The sequence below is a fragment of the Pseudomonas sp. FSL R10-1350 genome (genome assembly GCF_009600525.1).
GTDB lineage: Bacteria > Pseudomonadota > Gammaproteobacteria > Pseudomonadales > Pseudomonadaceae > Aquipseudomonas > Aquipseudomonas helleri.
In genome coordinates, this window is record NZ_WIVR01000023.1 from 24,995 (window position 1) to 40,804 (window position 15,810).

Annotated in this window: 18 protein-coding genes and 2 pseudogenes; 8 read left to right on the top strand and 12 right to left on the bottom strand. The window is 54.9% G+C overall.

The features are described from left to right. Positions 1 to 119 precede the first annotated feature (119 nt). The 3 genes from GHO25_RS12610 to GHO25_RS12620 form a co-directional block, all read right to left on the bottom strand. On the bottom strand, positions 120 to 569 hold the full coding sequence (locus GHO25_RS12610; protein ID WP_153390914.1) for a glycine zipper 2TM domain-containing protein: 450 nt from the start codon (positions 567 to 569) through the stop codon (positions 120 to 122). 132 nt (positions 570 to 701) lie between these two features. Beyond that, positions 702 to 1,661, bottom strand: a complete 960-nt coding sequence (locus tag GHO25_RS12615) for a tetratricopeptide repeat protein (RefSeq protein WP_153328650.1) — start codon at positions 1,659 to 1,661, stop codon at positions 702 to 704. Next, positions 1,658 to 2,851 carry a retropepsin-like aspartic protease gene (locus GHO25_RS12620; protein ID WP_153390915.1) on the bottom strand — a complete coding sequence of 398 codons (1,194 nt, stop codon included), beginning with the start codon at positions 2,849 to 2,851 and terminating at the stop codon, positions 1,658 to 1,660. Before GHO25_RS12620 ends, GHO25_RS12615 begins: the two co-directional genes overlap by 4 nt. A gap of 237 nt (positions 2,852 to 3,088) precedes the next feature. Here GHO25_RS12620 and GHO25_RS12625 point away from each other — a divergent pair, with 237 nt between their 5' ends. Together GHO25_RS12625 and GHO25_RS12630 are read left to right on the top strand one after the other, a co-directional pair. Continuing rightward, positions 3,089 to 3,298, top strand: coding sequence for a hypothetical protein (locus GHO25_RS12625; protein ID WP_082148698.1), 210 nt, complete (start codon positions 3,089 to 3,091; stop codon positions 3,296 to 3,298). 20 nt (positions 3,299 to 3,318) lie between these two features. After that, positions 3,319 to 3,525, top strand: a complete 207-nt coding sequence (locus tag GHO25_RS12630) for a hypothetical protein (RefSeq protein WP_123751518.1) — start codon at positions 3,319 to 3,321, stop codon at positions 3,523 to 3,525. A 148-nt stretch (positions 3,526 to 3,673) separates the two neighbouring features. On the opposite strand, the gene GHO25_RS12635 is transcribed toward GHO25_RS12630, so the two are convergent. Next, on the bottom strand, positions 3,674 to 4,138 hold the full coding sequence (locus GHO25_RS12635; RefSeq protein ID WP_048369312.1) for a nuclear transport factor 2 family protein: 465 nt from the start codon (positions 4,136 to 4,138) through the stop codon (positions 3,674 to 3,676). 95 nt (positions 4,139 to 4,233) lie between these two features. Here GHO25_RS12635 and GHO25_RS12640 point away from each other — a divergent pair, with 95 nt between their 5' ends. The 3 genes from GHO25_RS12640 to GHO25_RS12650 all read left to right on the top strand — a co-directional run bounded on the left by GHO25_RS12640 (position 4,234) and on the right by GHO25_RS12650 (position 6,535). Next, positions 4,234 to 4,647 (top strand): helix-turn-helix domain-containing protein, encoded by a 414-nt coding sequence (locus GHO25_RS12640; protein ID WP_048386881.1) that lies wholly within the window; start codon positions 4,234 to 4,236, stop codon positions 4,645 to 4,647. Positions 4,648 to 4,696: 49 nt separating this feature from the next. Beyond that, entirely contained in the window at positions 4,697 to 5,623 is a 927-nt protein-coding gene (locus tag GHO25_RS12645) for a LysR family transcriptional regulator (RefSeq protein ID WP_178110077.1), read from the top strand. Between the two features lie 156 nt (positions 5,624 to 5,779). Continuing rightward, positions 5,780 to 6,535 (top strand): SDR family oxidoreductase, encoded by a 756-nt coding sequence (locus GHO25_RS12650; protein ID WP_153390916.1) that lies wholly within the window; start codon positions 5,780 to 5,782, stop codon positions 6,533 to 6,535. Between the two features lie 70 nt (positions 6,536 to 6,605). Here the strand turns inward: GHO25_RS12650 and GHO25_RS12655 are convergent, their stop codons facing one another. Next, positions 6,606 to 7,355, bottom strand: a complete 750-nt coding sequence (locus GHO25_RS12655) for a glucose 1-dehydrogenase (RefSeq protein WP_048386876.1) — start codon at positions 7,353 to 7,355, stop codon at positions 6,606 to 6,608. Positions 7,356 to 7,559: 204 nt separating this feature from the next. Between GHO25_RS12655 and GHO25_RS12660 the strand changes: the two are divergent. Next, positions 7,560 to 8,452, top strand: a pseudogene (locus GHO25_RS12660) (AraC family transcriptional regulator N-terminal domain-containing protein). 16 nt (positions 8,453 to 8,468) lie between these two features. On the opposite strand, the gene GHO25_RS12665 reads toward GHO25_RS12660, so the two are convergent. The 3 genes from GHO25_RS12665 to GHO25_RS12675 are packed head-to-tail and all read right to left on the bottom strand — an operon-like array spanning position 8,469 to position 10,606. Beyond that, the gene (locus tag GHO25_RS12665) at positions 8,469 to 9,446 is read right to left on the bottom strand and encodes a trans-acting enoyl reductase family protein (RefSeq protein ID WP_153390917.1); all 978 of its coding nucleotides are present in this window, start codon (positions 9,444 to 9,446) and stop codon (positions 8,469 to 8,471) included. Next, positions 9,443 to 9,844: a VOC family protein gene (locus GHO25_RS12670; RefSeq protein ID WP_153390918.1), complete on the bottom strand. Its 402-nt coding sequence runs from the start codon at positions 9,842 to 9,844 to the stop codon at positions 9,443 to 9,445. Before GHO25_RS12670 ends, GHO25_RS12665 begins: the two co-directional genes overlap by 4 nt. 18 nt (positions 9,845 to 9,862) lie before the next feature. Next, positions 9,863 to 10,606, bottom strand: a complete 744-nt coding sequence (locus GHO25_RS12675) for an SDR family NAD(P)-dependent oxidoreductase (RefSeq protein WP_153390919.1) — start codon at positions 10,604 to 10,606, stop codon at positions 9,863 to 9,865. A gap of 137 nt (positions 10,607 to 10,743) precedes the next feature. Between GHO25_RS12675 and GHO25_RS12680 the strand changes: the two genes are divergently transcribed. Continuing rightward, on the top strand, positions 10,744 to 11,631 hold the full coding sequence (locus tag GHO25_RS12680) for an AraC family transcriptional regulator (RefSeq protein ID WP_153390920.1): 888 nt from the start codon (positions 10,744 to 10,746) through the stop codon (positions 11,629 to 11,631). Between the two features lie 303 nt (positions 11,632 to 11,934). On the opposite strand, the gene GHO25_RS12685 is transcribed toward GHO25_RS12680, so the two are convergent. Continuing rightward, complete coding sequence (locus GHO25_RS12685; protein ID WP_048369322.1) at positions 11,935 to 12,234, bottom strand: RcnB family protein; 300 nt, start codon at positions 12,232 to 12,234, stop codon at positions 11,935 to 11,937. A gap of 446 nt (positions 12,235 to 12,680) precedes the next feature. Between GHO25_RS12685 and GHO25_RS12690 the strand changes: the two genes are divergently transcribed. Then, entirely contained in the window at positions 12,681 to 13,154 is a 474-nt protein-coding gene (locus GHO25_RS12690) for a hemerythrin domain-containing protein (RefSeq protein WP_153332644.1), read from the top strand. Positions 13,155 to 13,378: 224 nt separating this feature from the next. Here GHO25_RS12690 and GHO25_RS26740 read toward each other — a convergent pair whose 3' ends face one another. The 3 genes and pseudogenes from GHO25_RS26740 to GHO25_RS12700 form a co-directional block, all read right to left on the bottom strand. Then, a complete protein-coding gene (locus GHO25_RS26740) occupies positions 13,379 to 13,528 on the bottom strand; it encodes a hypothetical protein (RefSeq protein ID WP_306108769.1) in 150 nt (49 codons plus the stop codon). 347 nt (positions 13,529 to 13,875) lie between these two features. After that, positions 13,876 to 14,048, bottom strand: a pseudogene (locus GHO25_RS26535) (tail protein X). A gap of 63 nt (positions 14,049 to 14,111) precedes the next feature. Next, positions 14,112 to 15,689 (bottom strand): tyrosinase family protein, encoded by a 1,578-nt coding sequence (locus GHO25_RS12700; RefSeq protein WP_178110078.1) that lies wholly within the window; start codon positions 15,687 to 15,689, stop codon positions 14,112 to 14,114. Between the last annotated feature and the right edge of the window lie 121 nt (positions 15,690 to 15,810).

Below are 15,810 nucleotides of genomic sequence, written 5' to 3' on the forward strand. Positions count from 1 at the left end.
TTATCAGACGCACCTGCTGCACGAAGGAAATGAGGATTTGTAGCAGTGACTGGTTTGGCAAAAAGCTCAGGGGCGTGCAGCCCCTGAGCTTTTAATATCGTGCGCCCGAACAGCGCACATCAGTTCTGCGGAATAACTCGCGCACCGCTGCCGGAGCCTTCGATGTACACGTGCATGCCGGGCGCCAAGGCCGGGTTAACCGGCTGGGTTACTGACACCAGAACACCGCTTTTGAGGCGCACAATGAGTTGTTGCGCTTCACGAGGTTTGTCGTAATTTTGCTTCTCGGCGTAATTACCCCCCACGGCCCCCGCCAGCGCACCCGCCACCATTGCCACGTCCCGCCCGGTGCCTGCACCGATCAAACTGCCCAGACCGGCACCCGCGATACCGCCCACAATGGCGCCAATACCACTGTCATGGTTTGACTTGACTTGCGTGAGTTCAACTTGCTCAAGCACGCCCGTACGGATTTCAAACTCCCCGCCGTTATTAGATCCACTAGTGACGCAGGCGCTGAGCACTAGCGCTGCGAGGGTGATTGTTAACGTGGATATGATGCTTCTCATTGCGCACTCCCAGTTGAAAAGAAAGGTAGATTCAAACCCGAAAGAGCGTAGCACATGGTTTTCGCAGGTTCGGGGAGATGTGCGCAAGGTGGCTCGGGAGTGTTTTGGCCGGATGTTATTGAGGCAGACAGCCTATTGTTTGAAGAGAATTCCGTCACGTTGCCTGCCCAACTCGATGTTCTTGGCGAGTTCATCCTGCCATTGTTTTTTCTGCTGTTCCGTTGTCAGGTCCGGGTCCAGTTTTCCACTTTCGGTGAGGTTTGCGGCCCGTTGCGCCGCCGATGGAATCTTGTCAGCACTGAGCCGATACCACTTGTAGGCCTTGGCCATATCGGCGGAAACGCCATAACCCTTTTCATACATGTAGCCCAGATTGGCCTGTGCCATCGAGTCGTTGGCGAGTGCCGCGATTTCATACCAACGAAAGGCCGCCTTGAGGTCCTTGGCTTTTCCGTTACCCGTTGCAAAACACTTACCTGCCTGAAAGGCTCCTTGCGCCAATCCTGCCTCACCTGCTCGCGCATAGAAATCGCAAGCCTTTTGCATCGACGCATCGGCTAGGATGTTGCGCTCATTGAGCAAGCCCAACTGTAATAACGCTTTTGCATAGCCAGCTGCGGCTGCGAGATTGTAGAGATCGAGAAACTTCTGCTCAGAAAACTTAACTCCAAGTTCATGCTGGTACATAAAACCCAGGTTGTAGGTAGCTTCCGGATTTTTCTGCCTGACCGCTGCTTCCAGGTAGGTCTTGGCCAGGTCGAGATCTTGCTCGATATCGCCACCTGCCAGATACAGGGCGCCCAAGGTTGCGTTGGCCCGCTCATAATCCTTGGCCGCCAGCGCTTTCCAAATGTCCAGCGCGCCGGGAACATCCTTGGGCGTGCCTTTGCCCGTCAGCTTAAGACCCGCCATCATGTGCCTGGCCGCCAATTCATCGGGATTCGCAGCCAATTGCTGAGCCATGGAGAACGCGTTGTCATAGCGCCCTGCCGAGTACTCGGCGCGAGCATCCTCAATCGTTAACGCACTGGCAGAGGTCTGCAGAACAATCAGTGCTAACAAGCACGGGAGCAGTGTCTTAAGTGGTTTCATATCAAGCACGCTCTTGCAGATTTAACGTTGTAAACCAAGTGGTAGTGAGAGAAGCCCCTCCAGCCCAGCACATAGGGTGCAGGTAGCTTGCGAGTCCCCGAAAAGATCGCGGGCATCCGGATTGTTTTATTACCCGCCTCCACCTCGACCTCGGCACTGTAAGGTTGCTCGTAAGCCGCCCCGCGTGCGTCGTTGACGACACCACTGGATGTGATGTCCCGCACAGCACCTTGCGGCATGATCGCAGTCGCCAGATAGTCGCCCGAGTACCCGGAATCCAGTGCCACGATCGTACTTTTGCCATCCACTTTGGCGATGAAGTACAAGAATTGGTTAAAGCGCATGAAATCGCTGTTCAGGAACACCCTTGCTCGACACTCTTTTTCCAGGCTTGCAAGTTCATGAGCAGACAGGTTGATGGCAATACGCTCCGGCGAGAGATACAAACTGTCGAATCGCGAGATCATATCCAGACCAATAAGCGTCATCTGCCCTCCAACTAAAACCACAACATCGCGCATTTGCGTATTGCCGATCTTCAGTTCCTTGATCTGATACAAAGCCGCCTTCACTTTGCCAGCCCGATAATTAGTGCCTATCTCGGCGTCATAGTGCAGGGGCGTTAACTCAAGTTGCCTTGCATCCTGTTCGCTGATAAGGGTGACACTGGCACCGGTATCAAGTGCGCCGCTTACCTTCTGCCCATTTATTTCGATATCGACAACAGGCTTTGTGCTGTCTTGCAAAAAGCCCTCGCTCTCCGTACTCAAGGCAATATTGGTTTCAGCTTGGCTGATCAATCGCGTAGGCGATAAGGCTGCCAACTTTTCGAATAAAGCAACAGGAACGAGCTGGAACAACTGATTCTTTGCACGAGTATCAAGCGTTGCGAAAATACCTCGCAGATCATCGAATCTACCGTCACTGATCGCATTGGCGCTGACCAACAGCAGGCAACCCGACTTTAAACTGTCCTCTACTTGCTCACAGGGCGACCCTTGGGCGCCGTCAGCTCGTTTTCTTATCAGCGCCCTCTCCAGTATCAATGCCGATACAACATCCCCACCCTTGCGTTCGGCTATCTTGGCGATGACTTCTTTTCGCGGGTAGGCCAACGCGACGGCAATCTCCTGCAACCCCTCTGCCAAAGCCGTCTGTGCCTGCAAGACCATGCACACGATCACTACCACTCGCTGAATCACCCTTATCACCACCCTCCTGGTCGTTTGATGTTGCGCCGGCCATTGCTTCACCGCATATCGGATTTATCCTACAACTGGATTTTTACAATTTAAGTGTCCAGCGAAATCACGCACACAGGCCTGCGCAAAACCTCATTACCACCGGGATACATAACGGGGCTGGCAAGCCAGGCGGATCAATGATAGTTAGATGGCTGCCCATCCAGAACTGCAGAAGTTGTGACAATGCCGAAGAAACAAACTGCAACATCTGCAGCCGCTACTGCTGCAGATATCGAGCGCTCCATTTTGACACTCAATAAAATGGCAGAACGTTTATGGGGCGATGGCAGAGAAACCGAGGCTAAAGCACTGCTTGAAGCACTTGATGCATTAAACCGGGCGTTAGACAGAATCCGCATTGGCGAGAGCCGCCGTGTTGTGACTCTCCACTGAACACAGCAGGAACCCACCCCATGAACAAGCCTTCAGGTAACGAGGGAATAGCCAGAGCCTCCGAAAACCTTTATGACCACGGCCAGAGGATGCGCGTCAAAGCCTGGCGACTGATTCAGGCAGGTGATCGCGAAGAAGCGCAGAAACTGTTGTCCATGGCTGATATGTGTGATCGGTCGCTGGTGCCGATGCTTTCGGGTAATGAGATGGCCTGGAAGCGGGAGTGAGGGATGCGGGGTTTGGCCGGGTAACTCACTGGGTCTTAAGCCATCATTCAGTCATTGCGGGGGTCAGTAAACCCCACGGCGTGCCGTGAGGCTGTATGCCGACATCAACCAGTATTATCGCTGGCCGAAAAGCGTGAGCCCCTCGCTGTTAGATGCCCATGAGCACTGAGGGGTCGCCCGTGCGCCACACGTTGTCGACCGTCACCCGTTGAATACTCCAGACCTCACCGAGCCTGACCAAATTGATGTCGTAGCGATTCTTCATCAAGTAGTGGCGCGCAGGATCGCTTTTAAGCACATGCTGTGCCTCCACCAATGCATCAAGATGTGCCGTGTCGCCCTCGATTGTCACTCGGGGATTGCTGACCGAATGGGTCGTATCAACTTGGCTTAGCGAACTGGATAACGCGCCAACGATGACGTCCCGACCTTCAAGCACCGGATATTCAAAGCCGGCCTTGGCTGCAGCAGGCCTGAAGTCGGAAACAGCATCCTGTGTGAAAGCCGAGCGAAGCAATGCTTCGTCACGCAAATCAATGCCAGCAGCGAAGCGGTAAAGAGTGTCAACGACAGCGAGATGATCGACTGTGTTTGTTTGATAGAGGGATGACATGGGCAACTCCGGATAGGTAGAAGTCCAATGGTATATTTTGTATACCTAATATCAATTACGCACTTTGAAGCTATCAGGTATACCCAAGGAAACCCATGCGCGAAACCACCGCTCAAACCGCAGCACACTCAGGCTCTGCATCCCCGGACCGAGGCGTAGATTGCTCCAGCCGCTTTCTACTCGATCAGATCGCTGACAAGTGGTCGGTGCTGATTCTCGCAGCGCTGTGCGAGAAGCCATTGAGATTCAATGAGCTTAAACGGTGCCTGGACGGGATCACCCAAAAAGCCTTGACCCAGGCGCTAAGACGTCTGGAGCGCAATGGCATATTGGCAAGACGTGTCATTCCCTCCTCGCAGGTGGCGGTTGAATACAGCATCACCCCGCTGGGCAGGACACTTGAACACCCTTTCAACGCCCTGTATCTCTGGACGCTCGACCACTTGGCTGCGGTCGTGCAGGCCCAGGCTGATTTCGACTCCCGAGAAATCGAGACACTACCGACTTAAATGCTAGAGAAATGTGAGCCATCCCCCTAAGTTTTCCTGGAGCGCAGCTGTGGATCAACTTCTCGCCATACGGGTTTTCATCCGAATCACTGACGCCCGCTCGTTTGCGAAAGCAGCCGATTCGTTGAACATTCCACGCTCCTCCGTCAGCAAACTGCTTCAGGACCTTGAACAACACTTGGGCACCAAGCTGATCGAACGCAGTACACGCTCATTCACTATTACCCAGGCCGGTGAAGCCTACCGGGAGCAAGCCTTGAACCTGCTCGCAGGGCTCGACGAAATGGATCTCGCCGCACGTCAGGCACGCGCCAGCCCCCGAGGCAGGCTTCGCGTGGACATTGGTTCATCGCTGGCCAATCTGGTCATTATCCCGGCACTGCCGCATTTTCATGCCCGATACCCTGACCTGCAATTGCTGCTTGGGGTCAACGATCGCCCCGCGGATCTCATCGGCGATGGAGTCGACTGTGTCATTCGCGGCGGCGCATTACCGGACAGTTCGCTGATTGGACGCCACCTGTGCAATGCAGACTTCGTCACCTGTGCGACGCCTGATTACCTGGCCTCTTTTGGCATACCGACTCACCCACAAGCGCTTGAGCAAAACCACCGCACGATACGCTATTTCTTTTCGCACACCGGAAAGACACTGCCGCTTCACTTCGCCAAAGGTCATGAGACATACGAGGTCAATGGTCAGCCTGCCCTCAGCGTGAGCGAGAGTACGGCACTGACCGAAGCGGTGCTGACCGGGATGGGGATCGGGCAAATTTTTCGTTTTAGCGCGCGGGCGCACCTGGCTGCCGGGAGTTTGGTGCCGTTACTTGAGGACTGGGCCCCTGCCCCCCATCCACTGCAATTGGTCTATCCGGCAACGCGCCACCCCAGCGCAAAATTGCGTGCCTTTATCGACTGGGCAGTTGAGCTGTTCAACAACGAAAGTTGTAGCACCCAAGCCGTTGAGCGACGCTGAGGACCCGTTGCAATACACACGTCTGATTATCCATCCAGATGAATTATGTCTCTATTTTCACGGGCTTCTGCCCTAGAGACGACGCTCCTAGACTCCCCCCAAGTTACTGACCTGAACCCTTCAGGCCAGGCTATTAAGGCACCAGGAGTATTCATCATGTCCGACAGACTCGACGGCAAAATCGCACTCATCACCGGCGCCACCCAAGGTATCGGCCTGGCAACCGCCAAGCTGTTCGCCGCACAAGGTGCACATGTCTACATCACCGGACGTGACGCAGAGGCGCTAAAAACGGCGCACAACGCTATCGGCGCCAACGTCACGTACATACAGGCAGACTCGACCCGGATGGCCGACCTTGATCATGTGTTCGAACAGATCAAAACCGAGGCGGGGCGAATCGATGTGCTGTACGCAAACGCGGGCGGTGGCACGCTACTGCCCTTGGGACAGATCACCGAACAGCAAGTGGATGAGACGTTTGGACTGAACGTCAGAGCGCTGATCTTCACCGTCCAGAAAGCACTGCCACTGCTGGTCAGCGATTCGTCAGTCATTCTTGCAGGATCTAGCGCCAGCATCGCGGGCACGGCGGCATTCAGCGTCTACTCTGCGTCCAAAGCGGCGGTACGTAATCTGGCTCGCAGCTGGATTCTTGACCTCAAAGGCACCGGCATCCGGGTCAATGTGTTGAGCCCGGGGCCTGTGCGCACGCCAGCTTTGCTGGGGTACGCGGGGGATGATCCGGCGCAGCAGCAAGGCATGATCGACTATCTGGGTACCCTCATCCCGATGGGCCGAGTCGCTGAAGCGGATGAGATCGCCAAGGCTGCTTTGTTCCTGGCGTGTGACGACTCCAGTTTCGTCAATGGCGCCGAACTCTTTGCAGACGGTGGCATGGCCCAAGCCTGATCCGGTCGTTTACCCGCCAACCGACACTTCAGGCGCACGCCAGCGTGGGCCTGAAGGCTTAAACGTCGCGCTAGTAACCGACACCGCGCACACCGCCCGCTGCGCGGATGGATTCGCCTGTCACCCAGTGCGAGTCTGCAGACGCCAGAAACACGGCCAGCGGTGCGATGTCTTCAGGCTCTGCGAAACGTCCCAGCGGAGTTCCAGCAATAAGTTTCTCACCGAACGCCCCGGCGAAATTGCCGTCGGTAGCAGGAGTGTTCGTATGCCCCGGCAAAATCGAATTGACTCTGATGCCACGCGGCCCCAGCTCTCTGGCCAGTGCGAAGGTCAATGTATCGACCGCGCCCTTGGTTGCCGAGTACACACTCGACGCGAGGTAGGGATCAGTACTCAGAATTGAGCTGATATTGATGATGCTGCCTGTCGGCCCCAACAGTTTGACGGCCTCACGTACCGCAAGCAGGTAGCCCAACACGTTCAGATTGAATTGTTTGTGAAAGGCCTCTTCGGTCAGGTCATCGATCATCTGAAACACCGCGACGCCGGCATTGTTGACCAAGATATCCAGGGAGCCGTACTTCGTGCGGACTGTTTCAAACAGGCGTACAACATCAGTTGCCTGACTCATGTCAGCCTGTACGGCGAATGCTGAACCGCCGTGCTCTGTGATATGGCCCACCACAACATCTGCATCGGCCTTGCTGGAGGCATAGTTGACGATGACTGTTGCGCCCTGCGCGGCCAAAGCTTTGGCGATCCCGGCACCGATGCCTTTCGATGCGCCCGTGACAACCGCTATTTTTCCTTCGAGTTTCATGACCAGCCCTTTTGACGTTGCGTGACAGAAGGCTTCGGTGCAGTCAGTCGATAAACAACCGCAAGGCATCGAGCCGCTTGCCATCAGTATTCGGGCATTGAAGCCGCCGTGGTTTGCCGGTTAGTCGCACATACTTGCCTATTCTTATCAGTTGGCTTGCTATGCCCCGGGGTTTGGCTCACGGTGGAAGGCATGGAAAAACCAATGGCAGAACTGCGCAGCATCGTGATGCGCGCACAAGACAAGTGGACCGATACCGGATTACCCCGTGTGGCGATGGTGCGGGCCGAGGCCTGTGCCAACCAGGTTTATCAACCGATGCTGCATTTGGTGCTTCAGGGCACCAAGACCCTGTCAATCGGGGAAGAGGTTTACAGTTACTCGCCAGGCCACTATTTCCTGGTGCCTGTCGATGTGCCCGCTACGGGTCAGATTCACGCAAGTGCAGTAGATCAACCCTATCTCGCGGTCAGCCTGACGCTGGACGTTGAGGTGATCGCTGGGCTGTTGATGGACGAAGGCAAAACGCCAAGGGCGGCGCAAAGCGCATGTTTCGAGGGCGTGCTTGCACCCGCGCACATGATCGACGCATGGCTGCGCATGATGCGGCTCATGGATCACCCGTATGAGACTGCAATTTTGGCGCCGATGATTGAGCGCGAAATTTTGTTCCGCGCGTTACAGGGGCCACTAGGGGGATTCTTCGGGATGTCGCGCGGCCGGATGGCCGGATGATGCAGATCCGCCGTGTCACTCAATGGATTCGTGAGCACTACACCGAACCTTTTCGGGTAGAGCCGCTGGCCGTCATGGCAGACATGAGCGTGGCCGCCTTCTACCGGCATTTCAAATCGGTGACGGCCATGACCCCGATTCAGTATCAGAAGCGCCTGCGTTTGTTGAGGGCGCGATGGTTGTTGTTGTTCGACACACTAGATGCAACATCCATCGCCTACACCGTTGGGTATGAAAGCGCCTCTCAATTCAACCGGGAGTACGCGCGCCTGTATGGTCTGCCACCGGCGCGGGACGCTGCGCGATTCAAGCCTTCAAGGCCCGCGAAGATTGAGAGCAAAGCGCTCGCAACAGCCTCATGAACAACTGCCCCAAGCCTTAAAAATCGGTGATCCGAGTCCCTTCGATACTCTCGGCAAAACCACTTCCAAACACCTTCGCCGGTGTTGCAAAACCCGACAGGCGCTCACCGTTCAATACCCGCCGTGCCGCTTCCACTGCCGCCAGCGGCGTGTAGGTATAGCCATTCACGGTTTCGATGACTGAGCGTGCAATGGCGCCATCGCTGCCTGTGACCTCAACTGCTGCACGGGCGCGATGCGCATCCCGCTGCTCCGGGGTGGGCCCCTCGGGCAACAGTGACAGATCGCCTTCTGGAAAAGCGTCCCCCGAAATATGCACAAACATCGCGATATTAGGGATGCCGGTCGAATGCCAGCCCGTCACCAGATCACCGAAAGACAGTGGCACGCAGAGAACCGGACCTTCACCAAAATCAAAATGACGGGGCGCCGCATCGGGTGTTGCAACGAGTTCACCAGCGACCCTCGCGAGTACCCCCGCACCGATGATTTCGCTGACACTCATGGCTGATCCACGAGACATTGAGCCTGGCACCTGAAGTGCAATGTTCAGTGCAAAAGGCTGCTCAATACGCTTGGCCACCTGCACCGACAGCGCATCAGTTGGCACTACATCCCATCCGACGCCTGGCAACAGCATGACCTGCTGTAAAGCGGCTTCAGCGCCTAACCGTTCTGCCAAACGGTACACGTTGATCTCGGCCGTAATGTCCAGATAGTCGACCCCGGCCCTGATGCAGGCGCGCATTAAAACCTCAGCCGTGTGTGCAAACGGTCCCGCGAAATTGAGCAATACCGAGATGCCAGACAATGAGTTCTCGGCATCAACATCGGCATCGAACACACGAAACGGTACGCTCAGATGCGCTGCCAGTGCCGCCAGCCGGGTGTGATTGCGTCCGGCGATTTCAAAATTCAGACCAAGCGCCTTCGCCCGCTCTGCCGCCATGCGGCCGGTATAGCCTGTTGCTCCGTAGATCAGAAGAGTGCTCATTGGGTGTGCTGCCATTTTTTATAGACGAATTCCAGGCTGTATCCATCCGGGTCCAGCACATTGGCGGCGTAGTAATCGGGGTCGTAGTGCAAACGGGGACCAGGCGCACCATTGTCGACGGCGCCCTGCACCATGGCTGCACTGTAGGCCGCGTCCACCTCGGCTTTATTGTTTGCAACAAAACCTACGTGAGCGGCTCGCCCTTCGACGATCCCTTCGCGCAACCAGAAAAACACTCGCCCCCTGGCGCCAAAGCCTTTCAAGTCAGGATGCCCCGGCGGGCCGTCCTTACCGTCGTAGTCCAGACGCGCAGTGATACCCAACGGCGTCAACACTGCTTCGTAAAAGCGTACGGAGCGGCTGATATCGCTCACGGATAAAAAGACATGATCCAGCATGACAAAATCCTTCTGAGTTCAGATGATGTAGCCGCCCGCGACTTCGAGGGTCTGAGCATTGATCCACGCACTGTCCTGCGACAGCAACATTGCAATGACGCGTGCGACGTCATCCGGCTCTCCGACTCTGCCCAGCGCAGTTTGCGCGGCCAGCATCGCTTCGAACTCGTCGTTCAATCCCCCGCCCAACTCAGTACGAATGGCACCGGGTGATACGGCATTGGCCCGTATACCCCGCCCGCCAAATTCCTTGGCCATATAGCGAGTCAGCACCTCTAGCCCACCTTTGAATGCCGCATAAGGTGCAACGCCGGCGGTGGCTACACGCGTCGTGGCGCTGGTCAGATTGACGATGCTGGCGTTTTCCGCCAACAGCGGCAGCAATGTTTGAGTGAGGAAAAACGGACCTTTAAGGTGCACCTTGAACAGTCCATCGAACTGCGCTTCGCTGACGGTTGCCAAGGGATTGAACAAACCGTAACCGGCATTGTTCACCAGCCCGCTCAACGTGGTGACAGCCCAAGTCTCGTGCAATGTCTCGACCACTGACTGGCGAAACGCCTCAAAACTGCCAACGTCGGATACATCAAGCTTGAGCGCTACCGCCTTGCCACCGGCCTTTTCGATGCGCTCAACCACCTTGGCGGCCGCCTCTGGATGAGCGTTGTAAGTGAGGATGACCCCCAGACCACGCTGAGCTATATGCTCGGCGGCACTGGCACCGATGCCGCGGCTGCCGCCCGTTATGACGATTACGCTCATATGCTGTTCCTCTGTCATTCAAATGTATGACCAGAGTACTTATCGGTCCTGCCAGGAACGTACCTGTTCCTGCTCCAAACCTGCCTGTTTGTGCTTTTCGCTTGCAGGCTGCTGGCACCTGGCCTCAGCATGCCTGTATGGACAATCAACTGAACGAACTCAGGTCACTCGCGGCCACCGCTGAAAATCGCCGTACCGAAACGGGCATCCCCCGCGTGGCCATGGTTCAGGGGGAAATTCCTGAGCACATGCTCGCAGCGGTCTATGACCCGATGATCAATGTGATCCTGCAAGGCAGTAAGAGCATGACGGTAGGGGACAGAACCTTAAGGTATGACCCTGCGACATACTTTGTCATGTCTATCGAGTTGCCCGCTGTGGGCTCGGTACATCCTGCCGAATCCGGAGAGCCCTACCTGGCGGTCAGCCTGACGCTCGACCCAGTGGTGTTATCAGCGCTGTTCAGTGACCTGCCCAAACCTGCCAGCCGTATCGAGAGCAACCCTGGGTTTTCAGTCGCGTCAATGACCAGCGACCTCATGGATGCCTGGGTCCGGATGCTGAGATTAATGGGTGATCCGGACGCTATCGCTGCCCTGGCCCCGGTTTACGAGCGTGAAATTATCTTTCGGGTCCTCCAGGGGCCCCATGGCTGGATGTTGCGAGAGATAGCGGCGCCGGACAGTGCAATGGCGCGTGTAAACATGGCAATCCAATGGATCCGCCGAGACTTCGCGCAGCCCATTGGTGTTGAGCGCCTGGCAGAACGAGCGTCAATGAGCGTCTCGGCGTTCCATCGACACTTCAAGGCAGTAACCAACCTGAGCCCGTTGCAATATCAAAAACGCGTGCGCCTGCTTCAGGCCAGAACCCTGATGTTGGCAAGCGCGAAGAGCGTCATGACGGCTGCATACGAAGTCGGCTATGAAAGTGCAACACAGTTCAGCCGTGATTATGCAAAAGTGTTTGGGCTTCCCCCTGCGCAAGATGCCAACAGAATTTTAGGCCGCACCAGAGTCCGATAGCGTTTCAGATAACAGTGACTGCCAGCTATGAGAATCCGGGCGATTCAAAGAGCCCGCCGCCGAGCGCAATGCTGTTCACATAAGCGAAAGCGAACCCTGTAGGAGCGAGCTTGTCTCGCGATCTTTTGACTTTTTAAAAGCTCGCGAGACAAGCTCGCTCCTACAGTTACTCGTACGCATCTCATAAGTGAACAGCATTACGCCGCCGAGCGGGCTTTTCTTTGAGTGGCAGCAACAGTGCTGACCTCGCCGAAATGCATGCGCTCTGAAAGAAGCGCTCGACCTCAGGCCAGCGCTATTTCATTACTTGTCGACCATCTCTTTAATGGTCCCGGTAGGGACGCTAATCAACATGTATTTGCCCTTGATCTCCACCCACTGCTCATGCTGCTCAGGTGCTTTAAGCTTGCGGTTTTTCCAGTCTTTGATTTCCAGGCTCTCACGTTGATATTCAGCCGGGACTATATCGCCAATCTTCATTTCCACTGCGCCGGCACCTGGTCGATCAAGCGTCACGCTAGGCTCATCGGCGGCAAAGGACAGGCTGGACAGTGAGCAAAGCAGCCCGATGGTTAAAGCGGCAAATGGTTTTTTGTAAGTCATCAGTTATTCCCTCTGTGGACGTGGCGCAGCGAGTGCGTTGATCAATCCTCTGTCAGATCGGGCAGTGCTAAGGCAGGGCTTTCAGAATCCTTTAGCCCGTTCATAGCGAATACGTTGCTGACCCATCAAGCAGACTTTATGAAGAAGTCACCACAGCTATGCGCTCGCTGGGGTGGTATGAGGTTGACCAGCCTGCACAGGAAGCGTTCATTAAAATGACGACTAAGTGAGGTGTAATCCCGCTTGAACAATTGAGTAGGGATTTATGCATCATCCTAAAGACAGCATCGGGCATGCTGCATGAGCGCCATTAGCCACCATCCAACGCAACCGACTGAATTTAAGCGAAAAAATATTCCAGGAAAACTGGCACGGCAAATGCGACAGGCATAAGGACATTGCCGGCAAAGATCGGCACCCACCATCCTTGATAGTGAGGGAATACCATGAACGCCATCGACCTTCTGAAAGCCGACCACGAAAAAGTAAAAGGCATTCTTAGTCAGTTAAGCGAGTCGACTGATCGGGCCGTCAAGAAACGCACGGAGCTTTTGGAAAAGCTTGAACTGGAAGTAAGCATTCATACCCAGCTTGAGGAGGAAATCCTTTACCCGGCCTATAAAGCTGCAGGCGGGAAAGCTGAGGCAGAAATGTACTATGAGGCCAAAGAGGAGCATCGCACAGTCGACTCCCTGGTACTGCCTGACCTGAAGGGCACAGATCCGACAAGCCCTGAGTTCGCCGGTCGCGTAAAAGTGATCAAAGAACTCTTGGAACACCACATTGAAGAAGAAGAAACCGACATGTTTCCTCACGCGAAAAAGATCTTGGGAAAAGCCAAACTTGATGAGCTCGGGGATCAAATGCTTACTCTCAAAGCAAGCCTGAAGAAAAGTTTGACCCCATCGAAAGCTGCTTGAGAATACCTTTTCGATTTAAATCCAAGCCCGCTACTCAGCGGGCTTTCAGTTATCAAACTCATACAAATAAATAGTGGCCGCATGCCACGAATGGTAAAGTCCATCCATAATTTGGACACACCCAATGGAAGTCTTCGTTACGTTCATCCTGAGTAACCGATATCTACAAACCGAAAAAACAGCTCTGCCTAAGACAAAAACAGGCAGTGCTATTTAAAATAAAATCAATGCGTAACTAAAACCTCATCAATATGATGCAAATATTCGCCATTAAAGAAAATACTCACCCCTGTAACATTTGATTCGCCAGCAATCTTATAGGTCACTGCTTTATCAGTTAATACGTCCAGACCGATGTCTTGGGGAACCGTCAATTTAAGATCCAGCCGCAGGTCGAAAGATTTGTCCTGGTCGGGCTAACCTCCAGACTAAGCAAAATGGCTGAGTGAGGAACAGTGACAACACCATCTACCCGAAAAAAATTATCATGAGGCATACGATTGATCTGAGCTTTCCAGTTCTTGGTTTCAATATTCACAATCAATAATCCTTTTGATGTTTATTAGTTCGTTTAGAAACCTAAATGCAGCGAATTAAAAATGCGCCACAACTCCAATCAAAGCAACTCAGGAGTGAACTCTAATAGTAAGAACATCTTTCAGAAATACAATCTAACAACCCACCAAAAAAGAATTATGTAAGCCCCCATACTGAAATCGCCTTATCCCCGTAACATCCTCCCGCCCTCACTCGTCCCCGCCACATCCGGTATCGATTGCGCTTCATCTGTCAGCCCTTCGTTGGCATCTAGCACGGCTTCGACCGTACCGTTGAGATGGCAAGGCAGAGGGTGTCGAGCACGTCGCCGCTAGCGGTTCTGAAGGTCGTCGCCATAGCGTACAAACTCCAAGATTCAGCACACGCAACGCGCATCTTGAGACCACCCAGCTGCAGGACCTAGCCCACGACCCGGACCTGCATGCCGTGTATCTGAAGTGCATTGCTTTGCGGCGGCCGTAGTCCGCTCAAACTTGCGTTGAGGGCAAGCTTGAGCGCGGTGTTTGGATCCAGTCCGCCGGTGCCATGCAGCCGGCTCAATGCCGCATTCACGCTGAGAGCGAATGAGCCTGCATGGTGCTGTCCATGCTGATCGTTTGCATGCGGCATGCGCATGTCCAGAATTTTCAGCTTACCGATCGATACGGAAGGCGCAGCAGAGCCGCTGTTTGGCATGAGCAGCAACTCCAACTCCCAGGCACTGGCAGGTACCGGATACTCCATATGAACATCCACAAGCAGTGAAGCTCCATGCCGGTCCAGTGCATCCAGCAGCACCGCAGCGGGGACGTCAATCTGAGCATCGATGGTTTGGTCTGCGCCTATGCTGTTGGCGCTCAATATGGAATCGTACACCGTACCGCTGCGTACCGGCGCCAGTGGCAAGGGCCGCGTCTCACCCACAATCAACGGATGATAGGAATAGTCGAAACGATCGGCCTGCAGATAGTGCTGGAGCGGGAGGTCGCGTACCGGCGCGGCATACTCGTCGCTGAAGAACTCAAAATACTCCCCCGCCCAAGCCTCGAATTGCTCGGGCTCGGGGTGACCAGGAAGGTCTTCGGACGTCTGCATTTCAGTCCACACCTGCCAGAGCCGATCGACATTGGCGTGGTGCAGATAGAACAGCGGATCAATTGGCGAGAGCATCGAAAGCATCGTGCCGCCAACCGCGGCATGCACCGAATTATGCGGCAAGCTCTCCAATAAATCCGAGCCGCTGAACACGCTATGGTGCTGTGCCAGTTGGCCACCGAAGCCGACGAATTTTCGCGATGCCAATACTCGGTGAATAGACTCGCCACTGGTGCCTTGTTTACTATCGTCGTCGAACTCCGGATTGGCCTGGCTAAGCTCCCTTGTATTGTTGTGCTGCATAAAATACAGCCGCACCTCCGGGGCGAGGATCTCCAGTTCGGTGTAGCCGCGCAGCCCCAACAGCACGCGTTGTCGATCACTGAGTCCGCTCCAGATTCCGTCCAGGGTCTCGTCGAGCTTGTCCCTGAACACATACATGGATTGCTGGAAGATATCACTGGTCGGGTCCAGCCCAGCTGAAAAAAATTCCTCGGGCGCGCGCTGCACGTGGGTCCAGTTCCAGTACGGAAGTGCGAATGCACTGTTACCGCTCAAGTCCCGGCAGATTTTCTCGAACCAGCCAAGATAGACCTGATGCCACGGCAGAAACCACCAGTTTATGTGTGGGCAATCGAGAAGATGGACAAGCGCCTGGCGGTACCAGTTGCGTGGATCTTGCGGCGGCAGGCTCAACATCGTGGCAATGGCATTGCTGTAGTCCTGCAGAATGCCGACCGGGAAGTCTTGGGCACTGACATCCAGGCGGGTAAATCGTGCGACCCCGGAGTGGGCTGCGGACAGTGTTGGATTCATCGAGAACAGCGGACTGCTCCCAAACAGCACGCAAGTGCCAGCAACCCCGGCGCCAACGATAAAACGCCTGCGATTCATGCCACTCATTATCGACCTCCAGATCCAGGCTGAACAATCGTAAATTTGCGATACAAGCACGGATGCAGATTGTCCATCTGCATACCTCCCTGCCAGCAACGCCACGGCGGTGAAACTAACGTTCACCGGC